We start from the raw sequence: 18,759 nt of genomic DNA on the forward strand, positions 1-18,759 counted from the left end.
TCCTGAGAAGAATCCTCTTGTTTAGCACTTTGTTGCTTATCCTGAGAGGAATCTTTTTGCTCGTTATTTTTACCCTTATTATGTTTCATACTTCTAGTCTGTTCTTCGTTATCACCCTCTTGATTGTTAGAATGCTGCTCCCATTTATCTGTTTCGTTTGCTTCTGGTGTATTTGATTTTTTTTTCTTACGTAACCAATTCCAAATCATGTGTATGCCCTCTTTAATCTTGTAATATAGTGCTATTTTGTGGCTAATTTTGTATATTATTCATTTATTTGTGAAAAGAAGAAGGAGATTAGTTTGCACAGAAAAAAGTCTTTAGTAAGCAGTTCATACTATAACGGGGAGAGGGAGAGTCTGTGCAAATTGTAAAAAAAGAGAAATTTATTTTAAAAGAGTTTGCGTTTGAAAATGGCAGAGAAATTCCTGTTCAAATGGGATACGAGACATATGGTATGTTAAATAGAGAAAGGTCAAATGTGATTTTGGTTTGTCATTATTTTAGTGCAACAAGTCATGCGGCAGGAAAATATACAGTACATGATGAGGAGTCTGGTTGGTGGGATGGGCTCATCGGACCTGGAAAAGCAATTGATACAAATAAGTATTTTGTTATATGTACGGATAATCTTTGTAATGTGCAGGTGAGGAATCCATATGTGATTACAACAGGACCGAAATCAATTAACCCAGAAACTGGAGAAGAATATGCTATGGATTTTCCGGTTTTTACATTTCTTGATGTAGCTCGTATGCAATATGAGTTAATAAAAGGTATGGGAATTTCAAGGTTACACGCTGTAATCGGACCATCGGCGGGGGGAATGATTGCACAACAATGGGCGGTTCACTATCCACATATGGTAGAGCGGATGATTGGCGTTATTACGAACCCACAAAATCCAATTATTACGTCAGTAAACGTAGCACAAAATGCGATTGAGGCAATTCAACTGGATTCAAGTTGGAAAGATGGAAAATACGGAGAAGAGCAGCCGATAAAGGGGCTTCATTTAGCAAATAGAATGATGTTTATGAATGCGTTTGATGAGCATTTTTATGAAATGGCATTTCCTCGTAATAGTATCGAGATAGAACCTTATGAAAAGTTTTCTACATTAACATCATTTGAAAAAGAGATAAATACAGCGACATATAGAAGTATAGAGTTAGTAGATGCAAATTCATGGATGTATACTGCGAAGGCAGTTTTATTGCATGATATTGCACATGGGTTTTCTTCACTAGAAGAATCTCTTTCTAACATAGAAGCGAATGTACTTATGATTCCATGTAAACAAGATTTGCTTCAGCCGTCTCGTTATAATTATAAAATGGTAGATATTTTGCAAAAACAAGGGAAGTATGCGGAAGTGTATGAGATAGAAAGTATAAATGGGCATATGGCGGGAGCATTTGATATTCATTTATTTGAAAAGAAAGTTTATGAATTTTTAAATCGGAAAGTATCTAGTTTTGTGTAGAAGACGAATGATGGGGAAAAGGTGCAATGTTTGTAGTAGGCACCTTTTTTTACATGATTTGTAGACGGAAAATATATGTAGCGATTGCTATACCGAAAAACGCTATGCTAAGCAATAGAAATAAGAATGACATTTCTTGTGGGGAGTTTATTTTTCTATTATTTTTCATACTAAGAGCAATAATTGCAGCGAGTAAGAACACAATGCCCATAATGAAAAGAAAAAGCGTCATTTTAATCGACTCCTTTCATAAAACAAGTATATTGAGGATACAATGTGCTAGTTATGTTTGTAAAGAATAAATTTTTAGAGAAAATTGAGAAATAGTTTTTCGATTCTTTGCGTTCTTTCTTTTGCGTGCTAAAATTGGTAGAGAATGTTTGTGAAAAAGAAACTAAAGGTTTTATTGTATATAAGGAGGAACTACATATGACAGAAGTTAATACAATTACTACAGAAGAGGTACAAGAGCGTTTAGAAAATGGAGAAACGTTATTTCTAGTAGACGTAAGAGAAGATGAAGAAGTAGCGGCAGGAAAGATTCCAGAAGCTGTACATATTAAAATGGGCGATATCCCACATAAAGTAGATTTCTTTAATAAAGAGAATGAATATATCTTTATTTGTCGTTCGGGAATGCGCAGTGAAAATGTATGTCATTATTTAAATGAGCAAGGGTTTAAAACAGTGAACATGGTTGGTGGTATGCTTCAATATGAAGGTGAAACGAAATAGTTAATAGTTAAAAACTTGAAACGAGTCTGTTTCAAGTTTTTTTCTTTTGCATACAGTATAAAAAAGGAGGAGGGGGAAATGGGAATTAATTTGCGTAAAGTGAAAATTATTAATAATACAGGCGCTGTTAATGTCGGTGACTGTTATGATATCTCGCCTTTAGCTGTGGCAAAAGTATATGCAGGTGCTGGAGGGTCGAGTGCGGCTATTTTTTTAAATGGAAAAAGGCAGCCAGAAGCGGTGATTAGAACATCGGTATTTCTTCCGCCTTTGGCAACAAGTACACGTACGTTAGGTTCATAAAGGAAAGGTAGAGTGTAATTATGCCTGCGCATATAAAAGAATTTGTTATTGTTAATAATACTGGAAATATATTTACCGGTGATAATTTGAGTGATACTTCATTTACTGCTTCGAAATCATATAGTGGTTCAATGGGGTGCACTTGGATTGATGTTGTTACAGTAATAGGGACGGAGACAAAGCTTTGTTTACAACCAGGAGATTCTGTCACAACAACATATACGAGAGGTACTCCTGCTGGTACTGTAACAGGAACAAATACTGGGCAAGGTGCAAATGTGTCGAGTACTATGCAGGCGGTGCCTAATACAGATAATATGGATTCAGTTGCTGGACTCCCTTAAGGAATTAAGGGAGTTTTTATTATTTAAAATAAAAATAGTCTTGGAAATTATTTTTGTAAATAGATTAAGAAGAGGTTTATTTATTATGAAAAAGACGGTTTGTAGGTGGTGAAAGTGTGAAGAATCGTGATAATAATGGGAAGCAAAATTCGTTAAGCTCTAATTTTAGAATTCCACCCGAACTTATTGGGCCTACTTTCCCTCCTGTTCCAACTGGATTTACAGGTATAGGGATTACTGGTCCAACCGGTCCACCGGGCCCAACTGGTCCTCAAGGACCGAGAGGGTTCCAAGGTCCGATGGGGGAGATGGGCCCAACAGGACCTCAAGGTGTGCAAGGGATACAAGGACCAGTTGGGGCAATAGGTGCAACTGGACCAGAAGGACAGCAGGGAGCACAAGGATTGAGAGGACCACAAGGAGAAACTGGAGCGACAGGACCTCAAGGTGTGCAAGGGTTCCAAGGTCCGATTGGTCCAACGGGAGCGACTGGGGCACAAGGTATACAAGGGATACAGGGATTACAGGGGCCAATTGGAGCGACAGGACCTGAGGGACCTCAAGGAATTCAAGGCGTCCAAGGGTTACCGGGTGCAACTGGTCCACAAGGAATCCAAGGAGCACAAGGGATACAAGGAACACAAGGACCGAGTGGAAATACAGGTGCAACCGGAGCAACGGGTCAGGGGCTAACAGGTCCGACGGGAATAACAGGCCCAACAGGGATAACTGGACCATCTGGAGGACCTCCAGGTCCAACGGGGCCAACTGGTGCGACAGGACCGGGTGGCGGACCGAGTGGAAGTACAGGTGCGACTGGAGCAACAGGAGCAACTGGAAATACTGGAGCAACAGGTCAGGGGCTAACAGGTCCGACAGGAAGTACAGGAGAAACAGGTGCGCAGGGGCTACAAGGAATTCAAGGTATCCAAGGGCCAATTGGCCCAACAGGTCCAGAAGGTCCGCAGGGTATTCAGGGTATTCCTGGTCCGACCGGAGTAACTGGTGAACAAGGAATCCAAGGGGTTCAGGGTATTCAAGGGATAACGGGAGCAACAGGAGATCAAGGTCCACAAGGTATACAGGGGGCTATAGGTCCTCAAGGGGCCACAGGAGCAACAGGAGATCAAGGTCCACAAGGAATACAAGGAGTACCAGGGCCATCAGGAGCAACAGGACCACAAGGAGTTCAAGGGATACAAGGTCCAATGGGTGATATAGGACCAACAGGTCCAGAAGGCCCAGAGGGACTTCAGGGCCCGCAAGGAATACAAGGAGTACCAGGGCCAGCTGGAGCAACGGGTCCAGAGGGACCACAGGGGATACAAGGAATTCAAGGACCGGTAGGAGCAACAGGCTCACAAGGTCCCCAAGGAATTCAGGGAATTCAAGGTGCGCAAGGGATAACGGGAGCAACAGGAGTACAAGGAGCAACTGGAATTCAAGGTATACAAGGGGAAATAGGAGCAACGGGTCCAGAGGGTCCCCAAGGAGTGCAAGGTGCTCAAGGGGCGATTGGTCCAACAGGTCCAATGGGCGCACAAGGAGTGCAAGGAATACAAGGTATTCAAGGCCCAACAGGTGCACAGGGAGTGCAAGGTGCTCAAGGAATTCAAGGAATACAAGGTCCGACGGGGGCCACAGGAGATACGGGAGCAACAGGGGCGACAGGGGAAGGAACTACAGGCCCAACTGGAATAACGGGAGCAACAGGGGTAACAGGACCTTCTGGAGGACCAGCAGGACCGTCCGGCCCAACGGGGCCATCAGGTCCGACGGGAGTAACTGGTCCATCGGGTGGACCACCTGGCCCAACAGGAGCAACTGGTTCGACAGGAGTAACAGGGGATACTGGGGCGACAGGCTCAACTGGGGTGACAGGAGCGACAGGAGAAACGGGAGCAACCGGAGTGACAGGTTTACAAGGTCCGCAAGGAATCCAAGGTGTGCAAGGAGAGATAGGTCCAATGGGGCCACAAGGTGTTCAAGGTCCCCAAGGAATTCAAGGAGTAACGGGGGCCACTGGAGATCAAGGTCCGCAAGGGATTCAAGGCCCACAAGGCGACATAGGTCCAACCGGTCCACAAGGAATTCAAGGCCCACAAGGTTCTCAAGGAATCCAAGGAGCGACAGGGGGAACAGGAGCACAAGGCCCACAGGGAGTCCAAGGTCCGCAAGGTGACATAGGTCCAACTGGAATCCAAGGGATACAAGGAGAGATAGGTCCAACCGGTCCAGAAGGCCCAGAGGGACTTCAGGGCCCGCAAGGAATACAAGGTGTTCAAGGGCCAGTTGGAGCAACGGGTCCAGAGGGCCCTCAGGGGATACAAGGCATTCAAGGACCGGTAGGAGCAACAGGCCCACAAGGTCCACAAGGAATACAGGGAATACAAGGTGTGCAAGGGATAACGGGAGCAACTGGAGCACAAGGAGCAACTGGAATTCAAGGTATACAAGGGGAAATAGGAGCAACAGGTCCAGAGGGGCCCCAAGGAGTGCAAGGTGTACAAGGGGCGATTGGTCCAACAGGTCCGATGGGCGCACAAGGAGTGCAAGGAATTCAAGGGATTCAAGGAGCAACAGGTGCACAAGGAGTGCAAGGTCCACAAGGAATTCAAGGAGTGCAAGGTCCGACGGGAGCAACAGGAGAAACGGGAGCAACCGGAGCGACGGGAGAAGGAACTACCGGTCCAACAGGAGTAACCGGTCCAACAGGGGTGACTGGCCCGTCAGGAGGGCCTGCAGGACCGACCGGTCCAACGGGGCCATCAGGTCCGGCGGGAGTGACAGGTCCATCAGGTGGACCACCTGGCCCGACAGGAGCAACAGGTGCGACAGGAGTAACAGGAGATACCGGGGCGACAGGCTCAACTGGAGTGACAGGAGCGACAGGGGCAACGGGAGCAACCGGAGTGACGGGTTTACAGGGGCCGCAAGGAATCCAAGGTGTTCAAGGAGAGATAGGTCCAACCGGTCCACAGGGTATTCAAGGTCCGCAAGGAATCCAAGGAGTAACGGGGGCAACCGGAGCACAAGGTCCCCAAGGAATTCAAGGCCCACAAGGCGACATAGGTCCAACCGGCCCACAAGGAATTCAAGGTCCACAAGGTCCTCAAGGAATCCAAGGAGCGACGGGGGCAACCGGAGCACAAGGCCCGCAGGGAATCCAAGGTCCGCAAGGTGACATAGGTCCGACCGGCCCACAAGGCCCACAAGGAATTCAAGGCCCGCAAGGAATACAAGGTCCAACGGGAGCGACAGGTCCACAAGGAATTCAAGGCCCGCAAGGAGTTCAAGGCCCGCAAGGAATTCAAGGCCCAACGGGAGCTACAGGAGCAACCGGAGCGACAGGCCCACAAGGAATTCAAGGCCCGCAAGGAATCCAAGGTCCAACGGGGGCTACAGGAGCAACTGGTTCCCAAGGTCCAACTGGAGATACAGGTCCTCAAGGAATCCAAGGTCCAACTGGCTCAACCGGAGCTGGAGCCACTGGAGCGACTGGGGCGACTGGAGTTAGTACAACTGCAACGTATGCATTTGCGAATAATACATCAGGAACCGCTATTTCCGTTTTATTAGGTGGTACGAACGTACCATTACCAAACAATCAAAATATTGGCCCAGGAATAACCGTTAGTGGTGGAAATACTGTATTTACAGTTGCGAATGCAGGAAACTATTATATAGCTTATACAATTAATTTAACGGCAGGATTACTTGTAAGTTCGCGTATAACTGTAAATGGTAGTCCGCTTGCGGGAACGATAAACGCCCCGACGGTGGCTACTGGTTCATTTAGTGCACCAATAATTGCTAACTTGCCTGCTGGAGCCACTGTTAGCTTGCAGTTATTTGGATTAGTTGCAATAGCTACATTATCGACGACAACGCCAGGGGCTACTCTAACTATTATTAGATTAAGTTAATAAGCAGAAAACCTTGAAACCTTTATGTTTCAAGGTTTTTTTATCCTTGTATCTGGAAGTAAACTTCGTTAACCAGGGGGGAGTGGATACCCTCTAATTATTTAAAGTTTCACTTTATTCACTTGAGCAAAAACATCGCAGTTCGAAAATATATTATAATAGAATGAAAAGAAAGAAATTTGGCAGAAAGGGAGGGTGGCGATGCGGGAGATGGTTAAAGATTTTTTTGGACGCCCACTTCAAGATTTACGTATATCTGTCATTGATCGTTGCAATTTTAGATGTACATATTGTATGCCAGCGGAAATATTTGGGCCAGATTATGCTTTTTTGAAAGATGAGTTTTTACTAACTTTTGATGAAATTGAGCGTTTGGCAAAATTATTTGTTAACATCGGTGTACGAAAAATTAGAATTACTGGCGGTGAGCCACTACTTCGTAAAGATTTAGCAAAACTTATTGCACGTCTTGTGAAAATTGATGGGCTAATAGATATAGGGTTAACGACAAATGCTATCCATTTAACGAAACAAGCGAAGGCATTAAAAGAAGCTGGATTACATAGAGTGAATGTTAGTTTAGATGCGATAGATGACGACATATTTAAGAATATTAATGGTCGAAATATTAATACGAAACCGGTGATTAAGGGAATTATAGCAGCTAAAGAGGCGGGGCTGGAAGTAAAGGTAAATATGGTTGTGAAAAAAGGGATGAATGATCATCAAGTACTTCCGATGGCTGCGTATTTTAAAGAGCAAGGGATCACGCTTAGGTTTATTGAGTTTATGGATGTTGGTAGTACAAATGGGTGGAATTTTGATCAAGTGGTTACAAAACGAGAATTGATTGAGATGATTCATAAGGTGTATCCGCTTGAGTCAGCTGAAGCCCATTACTTTGGTGAAGTTGCGAAGCGATATCGGTATGTTGGAACAAATGTTGAAGTTGGTTTTATTACATCTGTTTCTGAGTCATTTTGTGCCTCTTGTACGAGGGCGAGAATTTCGGCAGATGGAAAGTTTTATACGTGCTTATTTGCGACAGAGGGTTTGAATGTAAGAGAACTTCTTAGAGGAAATCTTTCGGATGAGGAGTTATTAAGTGTTATACAAGATGTATGGATGAATAGAAAAGATAGGTATTCGGATGAACGGACAGAAGAAAGTGCAAAAAATCGTCCGAAAATCGAAATGTCTTATATAGGAGGATAAGAAAGGGGGCTATCGCATGCAGGAGCGATATTCAAGACAAATATTATTTTCTGGTGTTGGAGAAGAAGGACAGAGAAAAATAAGAGAGAAGCATGTGCTTATTATTGGTGCTGGTGCTCTCGGTGCGGCAAATGCAGAAGCGATTGTTAGAGCAGGGGTTGGAAAAGTAACGATTGCTGATCGTGATTATGTAGAATGGAGTAATTTACAAAGACAACAACTATATACGGAAGAAGATGCAAAGCAGTATAAACCGAAGGCGATAGCGGCTGCAGAACATTTACAAGCGATTAATTCTGAGGTGGAAATAAATCCGGTTGTGACGGATGTAACGGTGCAAGAAATGGAAGAGTTAGTGCGTGATGTAGATTTAATATTAGATGCGACAGATAATTTTGAAACGCGTCTTCTCATTAATGATATTTCACAAAAGTATAATATTCCGTGGATATATGGTGGTTGCGTCGGGAGTTACGGAGTAACGTATACAATTTTACCAGGGAAAACACCGTGTTTTCGCTGTCTAATGGAGCATCCAGCGAGCGGAGCAACATGTGACACAGCTGGTATTATACAACCGGCAGTACAATTAGTAGTTGCGCATCAAATTACGGAAGCGCTGAAAATATTAGTAGAAGACTTTGGGTCGCTTCGTGAAACGATGTTATCGTTTGATCTTTGGAATAATCAACAGATGGCATTTAAAGTGAATAGACAGAAAAAAGATACTTGTTTATCTTGCGGAAGGTTACGTACATATCCGAGTTTAACATTTGAAGCACAAACAAAAACAGAAGTGTTATGTGGGCGAAATACAGTGCAAATTCGCCCGGGTATGCGTAAGAACTTTAATTTAGAAGAAATTAAAAAGCGCTTACAAAGAAGCGTAGAGATAAAGGCGACACCTTATTTATTATCATTTCCGGTAGAAGAATACCGTTTTGTTTTATTTACAGATGGCAGGGCGTTCATTCATGGGACGAATGATATGAATGTAGCGAAAAGTTTATATGCAAGATATATAGGTTGAACCTAAAGGATTTCCTTTAGGTTCAACGGAGAGAGGATTATGAATTTCTCGTATAATCTCCACTTTTTCCACCTGTTTTTTCAAGTAAGTACGTTTCGCCGATAATCATACCTTTATCGACAGCTTTACACATATCATACACAGTAAGAGCGGTAGCGGAAGCAGCTGTTAAAGCTTCCATTTCAACACCGGTGCTACCTTCTGTTTTAACTTTTACTTCAATGAGTAAACGATATTGTTCTTCTGATTGTTTCCAATCGAAAGAAACGTCAACACCTTTTAATAATAAAGGATGGCACATTGGGATAATATCAGAAGTACGTTTCGCAGCCATAATGCCTGCGATTTGCGCAACTGCTAATACGTCACCTTTCCCAATTTCATTGTGAGAGATTTTATCGTAAATTTCTTTCGTAACGACAATGCTAGAGCACGCAATTGCTGTTCGAACGGTTGCTTTTTTGTCGCTTATATCAACCATTTTTGCGCGTCCTTGGTCATTAAAATGTGTAAATGAAGACATGGAATTCCTCCTTGAAGTAATTTCTATTGAATACATAAAGTTTAATCGAGATAAAAAAAATTGCAAATATGAGGTGAGAAACGATGGTAGAAAAACGAATTCCAATTCAAGTTGCTGAGGCAGTAGAACGGGTAATGAAATATGCGAAGCATGGTGAAGTAGAAGAAATTTCTATTACGGAAAGTTACGGGAGAATTCTCGGGGAAGATGTTGTCTCAGATCATGACGTTCCTCATTTTGATCGTTCCCCTTACGATGGTTTCGCCATTCGAGCAGAAGATACGAAAGAAGCAACCCAAGAGAATCCAATTGAATTTGAAGTAATAGGAGAAATCGGGGCGGGTTCTGTTTTTTTAGAAGAAGTAGGAGCTTTTGAAGCGATTCGCATTATGACAGGAGCAGCTATTCCAGAAGAATGTAATGCAGTCGTAATGCTCGAGCTGACAGAAGGGTTTGAGAAGAACGGGAAAACATATATGAAGTTAAAACGCCCTTTTAATAACGGTGACAATGTGTCGTTTAAAGGAGAAGACATAAAACAAAATCAAGTTCTTGTTAAGAAAGGTGTTGCAATTAATCCAGGTGTTGCGGCCTTACTAGCAACGTTTGGATATAGCACTGTGAAAGTTGTAAAACAGCCTGTTGTCAGTATTGTAACGACGGGAAGTGAATTATTAGAAGTGCATGAGCCGTTACAGCCGGGGAAAATTAGAAATAGTAACTCGTATATGATCGCAGCTCAAATTATGAAAGCTGGCGGGAAAGTTCGTTATTATGGTCAACTCGCCGATGAGCTAGATGCATGTTTTACAGCTATTCAATTAGCGATGGATGAGGTGGACATTTTAATTACAACAGGTGGTGTATCGGTAGGAGATTATGACTACTTACCAGCTATTTATGAAAGGTTACAGGCGAATGTACTCTTTAATAAAATAGCGATGAGACCGGGAAGTGTAACGACAGTAGCTGAAGTTGATGGGAAGTTACTTTTCGGTTTATCAGGAAATCCGTCTGCTTGTTATGTAGGTTTTGAATTATTTGTGCAACCAATTATAAAAACGTATTTGTATGCGAAGGAACCTCACGTATATAGAGCGGATGCTATTTTACAAAAAGATTTTCCAAAGCCAAATCCATTTACTCGTTTCGTAAGAGCGAACGTAACGATTGTGGACGGGGCGTTACAAGCGATGCCGGTTGGTTTAGACAAATCGAGTGCGGTATCTTCACTTGCAGATGCGAATGCTTTTATCGTGTTACCTGGAGGAACGAGAGGATTTGAGACCGGAATGAAAGTATCCGTATTATTGTTAGAGCACTCTGAGGGATGTGATTGGCCATGGGCAAAGCCCCTTCAATCTTACAAATAGTAGGATATCAAAATAGCGGAAAAACGACACTTGTAGAGAAAATTGTGCATGTGTTAGCTGAAAGTGAAATGAAAGTTGCTACAATTAAACATCACGGGCACGGAGGTTTTCCAGAAGTAGCGCAAAAAGATAGCGAAAGACACCGTAAAGCTGGTGCTGTCGTAAGTAGTGTAGAAGGTGCTGGATTGCTTTCACTTTCTTCACTAAGAAAGAAATGGTCCTTGCAAGAAATTATTCGCTTATATGAGTTTTTTGAAGTGGATACAATTTTAATAGAGGGCTATAAAAAAGAGAACTACTCGAAAGTAGTGTTACTTCGTTCTGCGGAAGACGTTGAGCTTTTACATAAAGTAGAAAATATAGTAGCGGTTATTACGTGGTATGATGCCCCGGCAAATATACGAGAAGAATATAAAGTATTTCATATAACAGAAGAAGAGTTGTACATAGACTGGTTTTTACAAACGGTTAGGAGTGCGAAATGACAAATACATATTATGAAGTAATTGCTACAGAAATCTCGATTGAAGAGGTAACGAAGAAAGTGATTCGACGTGAATGCGGTGCTGTTACAACATTTATTGGAACGGTTAGAGAGTTTACGAAAGGGCGTCGTACATTATACTTAGAGTATGTTGCTTATAAGACGATGGCAGAAAAGATGCTAGAGAAAATTGGCCTGGAAGTGAAAGAGAAATGGCCGGGGACATATGTTGCGATTACACATCGCATCGGTACGTTGCAAATTTCTGATATAGCGGTTGTTGTTGCTGTTTCAACACCACACCGTAAAGCGGCTTATGAAGCGAACGAATATATTATGGAACGCATAAAACAAATTGTTCCGATTTGGAAAAAGGAGTTTTGGGAAGATGGTGACTCATGGATTGGTGATCAATTAGAAAAAACACCATATCCGGCGGGAGAGCCTGGGAAGGAGCTATAAGTATGATTCGAGTATTGTTATTTGCGCACCTGCAAGAAGAAGCAGGGACAAGTGAATTACAAATAGAGAAAGAAAATATTACGGTTGCAGAGTTAAAAGATGTTGTTGCGAAAGAATATAATGTACCAGTTTCAGAGCCAATTATGGTTGCGATTAATGAAGAATACGCAAATGAAGATGACAGGGTCCAAGATGGTGATGTGGTTGCACTTATACCACCAGTGAGCGGTGGTTAATATTGGATTCATTAAAACGACTTTCCTACATAGGGAAAGTCGTTTTTTTATGGCAGTTTTGAGAACACTAATCTATAGAACAAGGAGGGAACTATGAAAAAAATATGTGTAGTTATCACAATGCTATGTGCGGCCTTTTTCTCTTCTCCAAGCAATTCTTTCGCGAAAGAATCAAGGGAACAGCTTTTAGAGAGTGCGTTATTGAATAGGTACTATTCGGTTATTAGACAAGTGACAAAAGATCAATATGAATGTGATTCAGTTATAAATATAAAGCGTCTTGGCAGGACAGATGAATTTGTTCCTAGATTTGAAGTGACTCTACAATTTCTTACATTTCAAGGGGCGCATAATCCGCCAAATGACAAAGTTATACTTACTTTGGAGGATTATTTAGATCATATAAAGGTAAAAAATGTGGAGCGAGAAAAAAATGTTTCTAATGATGTTGTAGAAAAGATTTGTGCTCGCAAAAAAGAAAAAATGAAAGCTCATTCTAATGATTGAGAGCGGCAACTTATTCCGCTATTTACGGGATGATTAAAGTTTCAATTTATGACATTTTACAGAGAAAGGTAATGGGCGATGGATATATTTTTAGCAATTTTACCAGCTATATTTTGGGGGAGTATTGTGCTATTTAACGTAAAACTGGGCGGGGGACCGTATAGTCAAACGCTCGGAACAACGTTTGGAGCACTTATTTTCTCAATTGTTGTTTATATTTTTATGAAGCCAGTATTAACACCTACCGTGATTGGAGTTGGAGTTGTGTCCGGTTTATTTTGGGCGCTTGGTCAGGCGAATCAATTGAAAAGTATTGATTTAATGGGCGTTTCGAGGACGATGCCAATTTCAACAGGACTTCAATTAGTTGCGACGACTTTATTTGGCGTTATCGTATTTCATGAATGGTCCACGACAATATCTGTCGTCCTTGGGATTTTAGCGCTCGTTTGTATTATTGTCGGTGTTATTTTAACATCACTTCAAAGTGAAGAAGAAAAAAATGCAGAGCAAGCAGCAAATTTTAAAAGAGGTATCATAATTTTATTAATTTCAACAGTCGGTTATTTAGTTTACGTAGTAGTGATTAGGTTATTTAACGTAGATGGTTGGTCGGCTTTATTACCACAAGCAGTTGGTATGGTATTAGGGGGGATTTTACTTACGTTTAAGCATCATCCATTTAATAAATATGCGATACGAAATATTATTCCGGGATTAATATGGGCAGCTGGAAATATGTTTTTATTCATTTCACAACCGCGTGTCGGAGTCGCAACAAGTTTCTCGCTATCGCAAATGGGGATTATTATTTCCACGCTTGGTGGGATCCTTATATTAGGTGAAAAGAAAACGAAACGCCAATTAACGGGTATCGTTGTCGGTATCGTTTTTATTATTGCAGCCGGAATTATGTTAGGCATAGCAAAAAGTTAAAGGAGGTATTGAAATGTATAGTGATTTAGAAGGAAAAGTGGTCGTTATTACAGGATCAGCAACTGGTCTTGGTAGGGCGATGGGAGTAAGGTTTGCTAAGGAAAAAGCGAAAGTGGTTATTAATTATCGCTCACGAGAATCAGAAGCAAATGATGTGTTAGAAGAAATTAAAAAGGTAGGCGGAGAAGCGATTGCTGTAAAAGGTGATGTAACCGTCGAATCAGATGTTGTGAATCTCATTCAATCTGCTGTGAAAGAATTTGGTACGCTTGACATTATGATTAATAATGCAGGGATAGAAAATGCAGTACCATCGCATGAAATGCCACTTGAAGATTGGAATAAAGTAATCAATACAAATTTAACAGGTGCTTTCTTAGGTAGTAGAGAAGCGATTAAATATTTTGTAGAACATGACATTAAAGGGTCTGTCATTAATATGTCTAGTGTTCATGAGAAAATTCCGTGGCCGCTATTTGTGCACTATGCAGCGAGTAAGGGTGGCATTAAACTGATGACAGAAACGTTAGCGCTAGAATATGCGCCAAAAGGTATTCGAGTAAATAATATAGGACCAGGTGCAATTAATACGCCGATCAATGCAGAAAAGTTTGCTGATCCAAAGCAGCGGGCTGACGTAGAAAGTATGATACCGATGGGCTATATTGGAAAACCTGAAGAAATTGCAGCAGTAGCAACTTGGCTTGCTTCATCAGAGGCGAGTTACGTAACTGGAATTACGTTATTTGCAGATGGTGGAATGACTTTATACCCATCGTTTCAAGCTGGGCGTGGGTAATATGAAAAGGACAAAGAGTTTATCTCTTTGTCCTTTTTTTACAAAAAAAATAGCGTTCAGCTATTTTAAATTTAATGATTAATTGTATCTTGAAGAAATTCTGTTGCTTGATGTTCAGTAACATTTTGTACGAGCGCGACTTCGCTAATCATCATTTTTCGTGCATTATCTAGCATTTGTTTTTCGCTCGCATTTAATGCTCTCTCTTTATTGCGGCGAAGTAAATCCCGAACAACTTCTGCGCTATCTTGTAAATTGCCATTTTTCATTTTTTCCATATTCATTGTATATCTTTGTTTCCATGAGAGTGATGGGTCTGACTCCCCGTTTTGAAATTCAAGAAGTATATCATCTAACGTACCTCGATCAACGATATAACGAATACCCGATTTTTTTAATTGATCCATCGGAAGCATTACTTGCATATCTTTACTAATGATGCGTATCACACAATATTGACGTGAAGTACCTAATATTTCTTTCTCTTCAATTGCTTCAATGATTCCTGCACCGTGCATTGGATAAACGATTTTATCACCAATTTGAAACAAATCATCCACCTCCATATGTGGTAACCACTTTTAATGATAGCATACGTATGTAAAAATGTCAAATTTTATATAATAACATAATATTTATATTCGAGTCAATAAGATAAAGTGCTTTTTTTATGTTTTTTTTGGGGCCTTATTTATAGTGATTTTTTTAGAAAAATAGTACAGGTGAAGAAAGAAGGCATATCCACTTATTTTTAAGCATAAAATGTAAAAGCGCTAATACAATATACCTAAATCCGTTCTTTGCAAAGGAGGGAGAGAAGGTGGGGCGCACAATAAAAATTGATATTACAAATAAAGTTGTAGCTAAATTTAGACCAAATTATTTGGAATTATATACGAGTAAATTTATGATAGGTAAGTTTTATGTCTATACTGAAGATAAAGAATATGTGTTAGAAGACGGATATATATATGAGAATGGAAAGTTTTATCGCATCATAGATACGCACCGTGGCAATAATCAAGCGGCGGAGGGCTGCGATCTAGGACGGTGTTAACATGATTCGTGTGAAAGTATTTGATGAAAGTCACGAAAAAGACTTAGAAGACGCTGTAAATGTTTTTTTGAAAAAGATTGATGATAGCAACTTTGTAGATATTAAGTATCAAGTTGGTGTTTCCATTAACGACGATGAAAACCAAATTTATTGTTTTTCAGCAATGATCGTTTATAAAGCATAAAAAAGAGCTGGGTGAGCCAGCTCTTTTTTATGCTTTATGTTGGGACAACATGTGTCGGTAATACATTCATAATAGATTGGGGGGCGCCTAATTTCTTTGTCGTTAAAAGAGGCTCCCCTGTTTCATGGTTTTGGGCATCTTTACACATACCAAGGTGATAACGATCACCTAAAAATGGATCAATATAAAAACCGTTTTTGAATACTTTATCATTTGGATGTTTTTCATGATGAATATCAGAGCAGTTAATGCAATAGAACATAGCGTTCAACCCCTTTTTATTTTGTTTGAAAAAAGTGAGTCGGTAGTCATTTCGCTCCTAAGGAAATGTTGAGGAGAAGAGAAATAACTACCTACTCAAATGGTGGGCATATTCCTTCTGATTTGTCATATCTCGCGTATTGTCCCTGAGGGAAGGAGGAGAGACGAAGTACGCATGATATAAGTAAGGCGTTTCTTTCAATATGAATGATGGAGTTTCATGTTGAGAGAAGTTTTTATTTTGTATTGCCTTTGTGAGTATATTATGAGGAAATGCTAAGAGGGTGTTTGTCCTGTTGAAAAAATGTTGAGAATTTCTCAACAGTAAAAGAATTAGCGTTGACATGAAACTAAAAGGTGTTATATTATCGAAGTGTAACCAAAAGGTGTTATGTTATAACGCCGAGTAAAGGAGAATGAACATGGAACAACAAAATACATTAAATGATATTAAACAAACAATCGTTTTTAACGCGTCTATTCAAAAGGTATGGAGTGTAGTATCAACTGCAGAAGGGATTGCGTCATGGTTTATGCCAAATGATTTTGTATTAGAGGTAGGGCATGAATTTCATGTGCAATCGCCATTTGGGCCATCACCATGTAAAGTGTTAGAAATTGATGAGCCAAACCATTTATCTTTCTCATGGGATACAGATGGCTGGGTTGTTTCATTTAATTTGAAAGACTTAGGAGATAACAAAACAGAATTTACGTTAATTCACGGCGGCTGGAAACATCCTGATGAAATTCTTCCGAAAGCGAATGCGAAGAGCTCTATTATTCGCGATAGAATGAGCGGTGGTTGGGTAGCGATTGTAAATGAAAAACTGAAAAAGGTTGTCGAAGGCTAAGTGTCCTCGTCAGCAGCGAAATATGATGTATTTCAAGCAATTGCTGATCCAACCCGCCGAGAAGTAATACGGTTATTAAGTGACAAAGAGTTACCGATTTCCAAAATAACGGATCATTTCCCGATGAGTCGTACTGCGGTTGTAAAGCACCTTCATATTCTTTCGGAAGCGAATTTAGTAAGTGGAAGAAAAAGCGGAAGAGAGAAGATATATCGTTTGCATCCAGAACCGTTAGAAGAATTACAACAGTGGCTCTCGTATTATGAACGTTTTTGGGATAATAAATTATCCATGCTGAAACATATTGTGGAGAATGATGAATAAAAAAGGATGACCAAAATGGTCATCCTCTTTATTATTGCTCGCTTGTTTGTGTAGCTGGCTTTAATAAAAGCCAAGCGATAATTAATGTACATACTGCTAATACGAAAGTGCTCATATAAATGACGTGTACACTTGATGCTAATGCGGATTGTGATTCGCTTACTACGTTTGCTGTAGTACCACCATGTCCACCAGATACAAGATCAAGATTTTTAATACCACGTGCGTGAATCATCGTATTGAAGATTGTACCGAATATTGCAGCACCTAACGTTTGACTAAATGTATTAATAAATGTATTTAAACCAACAGCTGTTCCGCGTGTATGAGCTGGTACGGCTGCTTGAATTGTTACCATGTAAATCGGTGTCACAAGCCCCATTCCTAAGCCGAATAATCCGACTGCTACATAAATAAGGAACGATGGTGAATTGGTTGATAGTGTAAATAATAAGAACGTAGCGACTGATAAAATGCTAGCTCCAAGTAAAATGATTTGTTTTGTTTTTAATTTGCCTACTAAGTTACCAGAGAAAATAGCGCCAAATGTCCACATAACAGGAATTGGCATTAAAATAAGTCCAGCTTCTGTCGCATTTTTCCCTAATACACCTTGACTCCAAATTGGAAGGTACATTGTAATACTAATAATCATTGCGCCAGCAATAAGAGTTAATATATTTATCGTAGATAATGTACGGTTAGAGAAAAGTGCTAGCGGAATTAATGGTTCCGGAGATTTTTTCTCGATGAACAAGAAAATAATGAATGAAATAGCGGCAAAGATTAATAGGCCGATAATTGTCATGTCTCCCCAGTTTTGCTTACTGCTACCTGTTAATAATGCATATAGTAGAGCGATTGTACTTAATGAAAAAACTGTTGCACCAAGATAATCGATATGATGTTTAGCAGGTTTAATAGATTCTTTGTAGTAAATTACAATCATTAAGCAAGCGATAATTCCGAATGGGACGTTTAAGAAGAAAATATAACGCCAAGAAAGAGAATCAACTAAAAATCCACCTACTAACGGTCCGATAACACCGGATACACCCCAAACGGCACTCATCCAACCTTGTGCTTTCGCGCGGTCTTTCGCTTCGCTATATAAGTCTCCAATAATCGTCATTGTGATTGGCATAACAGCACCAGCACCGATACCTTGAAGCGCGCGGAAGAAAATTAATTGTTCCATCGATGTAACGACTCCGCAAAGTGCAGAACCGACTAAAAAGATTGTAGCCCCGATCAGTAAAACCTTTTTACGACCAAATAAATCAGCGAGCTTTCCGTATATTGGAGTCGAAACAGCTGTTGCTAGCATATAAATTGCATATACCCAACTAACAAGTTCGACGCCTGACAAATCACTCGTTATACGAGGGATTGCTGTACTAACAATCGTTCCTTCTACCGCAGAAAGAAACGTCATTAACATTAAAGACATCATGACTTTTTTTCTCATTTGTTTTCCCCTTACCCTTTTTTAAATATTCAACAATATAAAATATAAAGGTACTAAGGTATATAAAGCAACAAAAAAGCAATGGGAAGTTAAGTGGAGCGTATATTTGTCGTTTCTTGTCGGTAAGTCTATAAATTTGGGGAATCGCCGATATAAGTTGCAGAATGGCTGATATATTTGGGAAATCGCCGATATAATTACAGAATGGCTGATATATCTGTGGAATCACCGATAATAATTTCATGTACTTAT

General features: G+C 40.6%; 23 protein-coding genes and 1 pseudogene. 18 read left to right on the forward strand and 6 right to left on the reverse strand.

Translation table 11 applies throughout. From position 1 onward, the window contains the following. Positions 1-209, reverse strand: a pseudogene (locus tag RT27_RS26565) (spore germination protein); the annotation flags it as partial. Between the two features lie 152 nt (positions 210-361). Between RT27_RS26565 and RT27_RS26570 the strand changes: the two are divergent. Beyond that, a complete protein-coding gene (locus RT27_RS26570) occupies positions 362-1,486 on the forward strand; it encodes a homoserine O-acetyltransferase (protein ID WP_029442853.1) in 1,125 nt (374 codons plus the stop codon). 49 nt (positions 1,487-1,535) lie between these two features. Here the strand turns inward: RT27_RS26570 and RT27_RS26575 are convergent, their stop codons facing one another. After that, positions 1,536-1,718 (reverse strand): hypothetical protein, encoded by a 183-nt coding sequence (locus tag RT27_RS26575; RefSeq protein WP_000171889.1) that lies wholly within the window; start codon positions 1,716-1,718, stop codon positions 1,536-1,538. A gap of 197 nt (positions 1,719-1,915) precedes the next feature. Between RT27_RS26575 and RT27_RS26580 the strand changes: the two genes are divergently transcribed. The 6 genes from RT27_RS26580 to RT27_RS26605 all read left to right on the forward strand — a co-directional run bounded on the left by RT27_RS26580 (position 1,916) and on the right by RT27_RS26605 (position 9,039). Further along, positions 1,916-2,221, forward strand: coding sequence for a rhodanese-like domain-containing protein (locus RT27_RS26580; RefSeq protein ID WP_000141254.1), 306 nt, complete (start codon positions 1,916-1,918; stop codon positions 2,219-2,221). 78 nt (positions 2,222-2,299) lie between these two features. Then, positions 2,300-2,524 (forward strand): spore germination protein, encoded by a 225-nt coding sequence (locus RT27_RS26585; RefSeq protein ID WP_000512463.1) that lies wholly within the window; start codon positions 2,300-2,302, stop codon positions 2,522-2,524. A 20-nt stretch (positions 2,525-2,544) separates the two neighbouring features. Next, entirely contained in the window at positions 2,545-2,868 is a 324-nt protein-coding gene (locus RT27_RS26590; protein WP_016080011.1) for a hypothetical protein, read from the forward strand. A gap of 116 nt (positions 2,869-2,984) precedes the next feature. Next, positions 2,985-6,794, forward strand: a complete 3,810-nt coding sequence (locus RT27_RS26595) for a BclA-related collagen-like exosporium protein (RefSeq protein ID WP_043938225.1) — start codon at positions 2,985-2,987, stop codon at positions 6,792-6,794. Between the two features lie 201 nt (positions 6,795-6,995). Continuing rightward, on the forward strand, positions 6,996-8,009 hold the full coding sequence (gene moaA, locus RT27_RS26600) for a GTP 3',8-cyclase MoaA (RefSeq protein WP_029443451.1): 1,014 nt from the start codon (positions 6,996-6,998) through the stop codon (positions 8,007-8,009). Between the two features lie 16 nt (positions 8,010-8,025). Further along, complete coding sequence (locus RT27_RS26605; protein ID WP_043938227.1) at positions 8,026-9,039, forward strand: molybdopterin-synthase adenylyltransferase MoeB; 1,014 nt, start codon at positions 8,026-8,028, stop codon at positions 9,037-9,039. A 37-nt stretch (positions 9,040-9,076) separates the two neighbouring features. On the opposite strand, the gene moaC is transcribed toward RT27_RS26605, so the two are convergent. Beyond that, positions 9,077-9,562: a cyclic pyranopterin monophosphate synthase MoaC gene (gene moaC / locus RT27_RS26610; protein ID WP_000094146.1), complete on the reverse strand. Its 486-nt coding sequence runs from the start codon at positions 9,560-9,562 to the stop codon at positions 9,077-9,079. Positions 9,563-9,645: 83 nt separating this feature from the next. On the opposite strand from moaC, the gene glp reads away from it, so the two are divergent. The 7 genes from glp to RT27_RS26645 all read left to right on the forward strand — a co-directional run bounded on the left by glp (position 9,646) and on the right by RT27_RS26645 (position 14,359). Further along, positions 9,646-10,935, forward strand: coding sequence for a gephyrin-like molybdotransferase Glp (glp, locus tag RT27_RS26615; RefSeq protein ID WP_043938229.1), 1,290 nt, complete (start codon positions 9,646-9,648; stop codon positions 10,933-10,935). Continuing rightward, the gene (mobB, locus tag RT27_RS26620) at positions 10,905-11,420 is read left to right on the forward strand and encodes a molybdopterin-guanine dinucleotide biosynthesis protein B (protein ID WP_042969130.1); all 516 of its coding nucleotides are present in this window, start codon (positions 10,905-10,907) and stop codon (positions 11,418-11,420) included. Before glp ends, mobB begins: the two co-directional genes overlap by 31 nt. Beyond that, positions 11,417-11,881: a molybdopterin synthase catalytic subunit MoaE gene (gene moaE, locus RT27_RS26625; RefSeq protein WP_016080018.1), complete on the forward strand. Its 465-nt coding sequence runs from the start codon at positions 11,417-11,419 to the stop codon at positions 11,879-11,881. Before mobB ends, moaE begins: the two co-directional genes overlap by 4 nt. A gap of 2 nt (positions 11,882-11,883) precedes the next feature. After that, entirely contained in the window at positions 11,884-12,117 is a 234-nt protein-coding gene (gene moaD / locus RT27_RS26630) for a molybdopterin converting factor subunit 1 (protein WP_000621772.1), read from the forward strand. Between the two features lie 93 nt (positions 12,118-12,210). Next, positions 12,211-12,624, forward strand: coding sequence for a DUF3888 domain-containing protein (locus tag RT27_RS26635; RefSeq protein WP_043938231.1), 414 nt, complete (start codon positions 12,211-12,213; stop codon positions 12,622-12,624). Positions 12,625-12,702: 78 nt separating this feature from the next. Continuing rightward, positions 12,703-13,560: a glucose uptake protein GlcU gene (gene glcU / locus RT27_RS26640; protein ID WP_000350865.1), complete on the forward strand. Its 858-nt coding sequence runs from the start codon at positions 12,703-12,705 to the stop codon at positions 13,558-13,560. A gap of 13 nt (positions 13,561-13,573) precedes the next feature. After that, positions 13,574-14,359 carry a glucose 1-dehydrogenase gene (locus RT27_RS26645; RefSeq protein ID WP_029443447.1) on the forward strand — a complete coding sequence of 262 codons (786 nt, stop codon included), beginning with the start codon at positions 13,574-13,576 and terminating at the stop codon, positions 14,357-14,359. Positions 14,360-14,430: 71 nt separating this feature from the next. Here the strand turns inward: RT27_RS26645 and RT27_RS26650 are convergent, their stop codons facing one another. Beyond that, entirely contained in the window at positions 14,431-14,925 is a 495-nt protein-coding gene (locus RT27_RS26650) for a CarD family transcriptional regulator (protein ID WP_000451442.1), read from the reverse strand. A 254-nt stretch (positions 14,926-15,179) separates the two neighbouring features. On the opposite strand from RT27_RS26650, the gene RT27_RS26655 reads away from it, so the two are divergent. Beyond that, complete coding sequence (locus RT27_RS26655) at positions 15,180-15,416, forward strand: DUF2553 family protein (protein ID WP_000533803.1); 237 nt, start codon at positions 15,180-15,182, stop codon at positions 15,414-15,416. A gap of 1 nt (position 15,417) precedes the next feature. Beyond that, the gene (locus RT27_RS26660) at positions 15,418-15,600 is read left to right on the forward strand and encodes a sporulation protein Cse60 (RefSeq protein WP_000621751.1); all 183 of its coding nucleotides are present in this window, start codon (positions 15,418-15,420) and stop codon (positions 15,598-15,600) included. Between the two features lie 34 nt (positions 15,601-15,634). Here RT27_RS26660 and RT27_RS26665 read toward each other — a convergent pair whose 3' ends face one another. Further along, positions 15,635-15,862, reverse strand: a complete 228-nt coding sequence (locus tag RT27_RS26665) for a DUF3973 domain-containing protein (RefSeq protein ID WP_016080023.1) — start codon at positions 15,860-15,862, stop codon at positions 15,635-15,637. 421 nt (positions 15,863-16,283) lie between these two features. On the opposite strand from RT27_RS26665, the gene RT27_RS26670 reads away from it, so the two are divergent. Then, entirely contained in the window at positions 16,284-16,715 is a 432-nt protein-coding gene (locus RT27_RS26670) for an SRPBCC domain-containing protein (RefSeq protein WP_000437769.1), read from the forward strand. Then, positions 16,716-17,039, forward strand: coding sequence for a metalloregulator ArsR/SmtB family transcription factor (locus RT27_RS26675; RefSeq protein WP_016080024.1), 324 nt, complete (start codon positions 16,716-16,718; stop codon positions 17,037-17,039). 31 nt (positions 17,040-17,070) lie between these two features. Here the strand turns inward: RT27_RS26675 and RT27_RS26680 are convergent, their stop codons facing one another. Continuing rightward, positions 17,071-18,507: an MDR family MFS transporter gene (locus RT27_RS26680; RefSeq protein WP_029443446.1), complete on the reverse strand. Its 1,437-nt coding sequence runs from the start codon at positions 18,505-18,507 to the stop codon at positions 17,071-17,073. Between the last annotated feature and the right edge of the window lie 252 nt (positions 18,508-18,759).

Source organism: Bacillus sp. L_1B0_5 (genome assembly GCF_000836715.1).
GTDB lineage: Bacteria > Bacillota > Bacilli > Bacillales > Bacillaceae_G > Bacillus_A > Bacillus_A thuringiensis_S.

Excerpts from the sequence above, each read along its gene's own strand:
- moaA (WP_029443451.1), top strand. The coding sequence starts at position 6,996 with ATGCGGGAGATGGTTAAAGATTTTTTTGGACGCCCACTTCAAGATTTA.
- moaD (WP_000621772.1), top strand. The coding sequence starts at position 11,884 with ATGATTCGAGTATTGTTATTTGCGCACCTGCAAGAAGAAGCAGGGACA.
- RT27_RS26665 (WP_016080023.1), bottom strand. The coding sequence starts at position 15,862 with ATGTTCTATTGCATTAACTGCTCTGATATTCATCATGAAAAACATCCA.
- RT27_RS26660 (WP_000621751.1), top strand. The coding sequence starts at position 15,418 with ATGATTCGTGTGAAAGTATTTGATGAAAGTCACGAAAAAGACTTAGAA.
- moaE (WP_016080018.1), top strand. The coding sequence starts at position 11,417 with ATGACAAATACATATTATGAAGTAATTGCTACAGAAATCTCGATTGAA.
- RT27_RS26590 (WP_016080011.1), top strand. The coding sequence starts at position 2,545 with ATGCCTGCGCATATAAAAGAATTTGTTATTGTTAATAATACTGGAAAT.
- RT27_RS26580 (WP_000141254.1), top strand. The coding sequence starts at position 1,916 with ATGACAGAAGTTAATACAATTACTACAGAAGAGGTACAAGAGCGTTTA.
- RT27_RS26650 (WP_000451442.1), bottom strand. The coding sequence starts at position 14,925 with ATGGAGGTGGATGATTTGTTTCAAATTGGTGATAAAATCGTTTATCCA.
- moaC (WP_000094146.1), bottom strand. The coding sequence starts at position 9,562 with ATGTCTTCATTTACACATTTTAATGACCAAGGACGCGCAAAAATGGTT.
- RT27_RS26585 (WP_000512463.1), top strand. The coding sequence starts at position 2,300 with ATGGGAATTAATTTGCGTAAAGTGAAAATTATTAATAATACAGGCGCT.
- RT27_RS26635 (WP_043938231.1), top strand. The coding sequence starts at position 12,211 with ATGAAAAAAATATGTGTAGTTATCACAATGCTATGTGCGGCCTTTTTC.
- RT27_RS26670 (WP_000437769.1), top strand. The coding sequence starts at position 16,284 with ATGGAACAACAAAATACATTAAATGATATTAAACAAACAATCGTTTTT.
- mobB (WP_042969130.1), top strand. The coding sequence starts at position 10,905 with ATGGGCAAAGCCCCTTCAATCTTACAAATAGTAGGATATCAAAATAGC.
- RT27_RS26645 (WP_029443447.1), top strand. The coding sequence starts at position 13,574 with ATGTATAGTGATTTAGAAGGAAAAGTGGTCGTTATTACAGGATCAGCA.
- RT27_RS26575 (WP_000171889.1), bottom strand. The coding sequence starts at position 1,718 with ATGACGCTTTTTCTTTTCATTATGGGCATTGTGTTCTTACTCGCTGCA.
- RT27_RS26680 (WP_029443446.1), bottom strand. The coding sequence starts at position 18,507 with ATGAGAAAAAAAGTCATGATGTCTTTAATGTTAATGACGTTTCTTTCT.
- glp (WP_043938229.1), top strand. The coding sequence starts at position 9,646 with ATGGTAGAAAAACGAATTCCAATTCAAGTTGCTGAGGCAGTAGAACGG.
- RT27_RS26605 (WP_043938227.1), top strand. The coding sequence starts at position 8,026 with ATGCAGGAGCGATATTCAAGACAAATATTATTTTCTGGTGTTGGAGAA.
- glcU (WP_000350865.1), top strand. The coding sequence starts at position 12,703 with ATGGATATATTTTTAGCAATTTTACCAGCTATATTTTGGGGGAGTATT.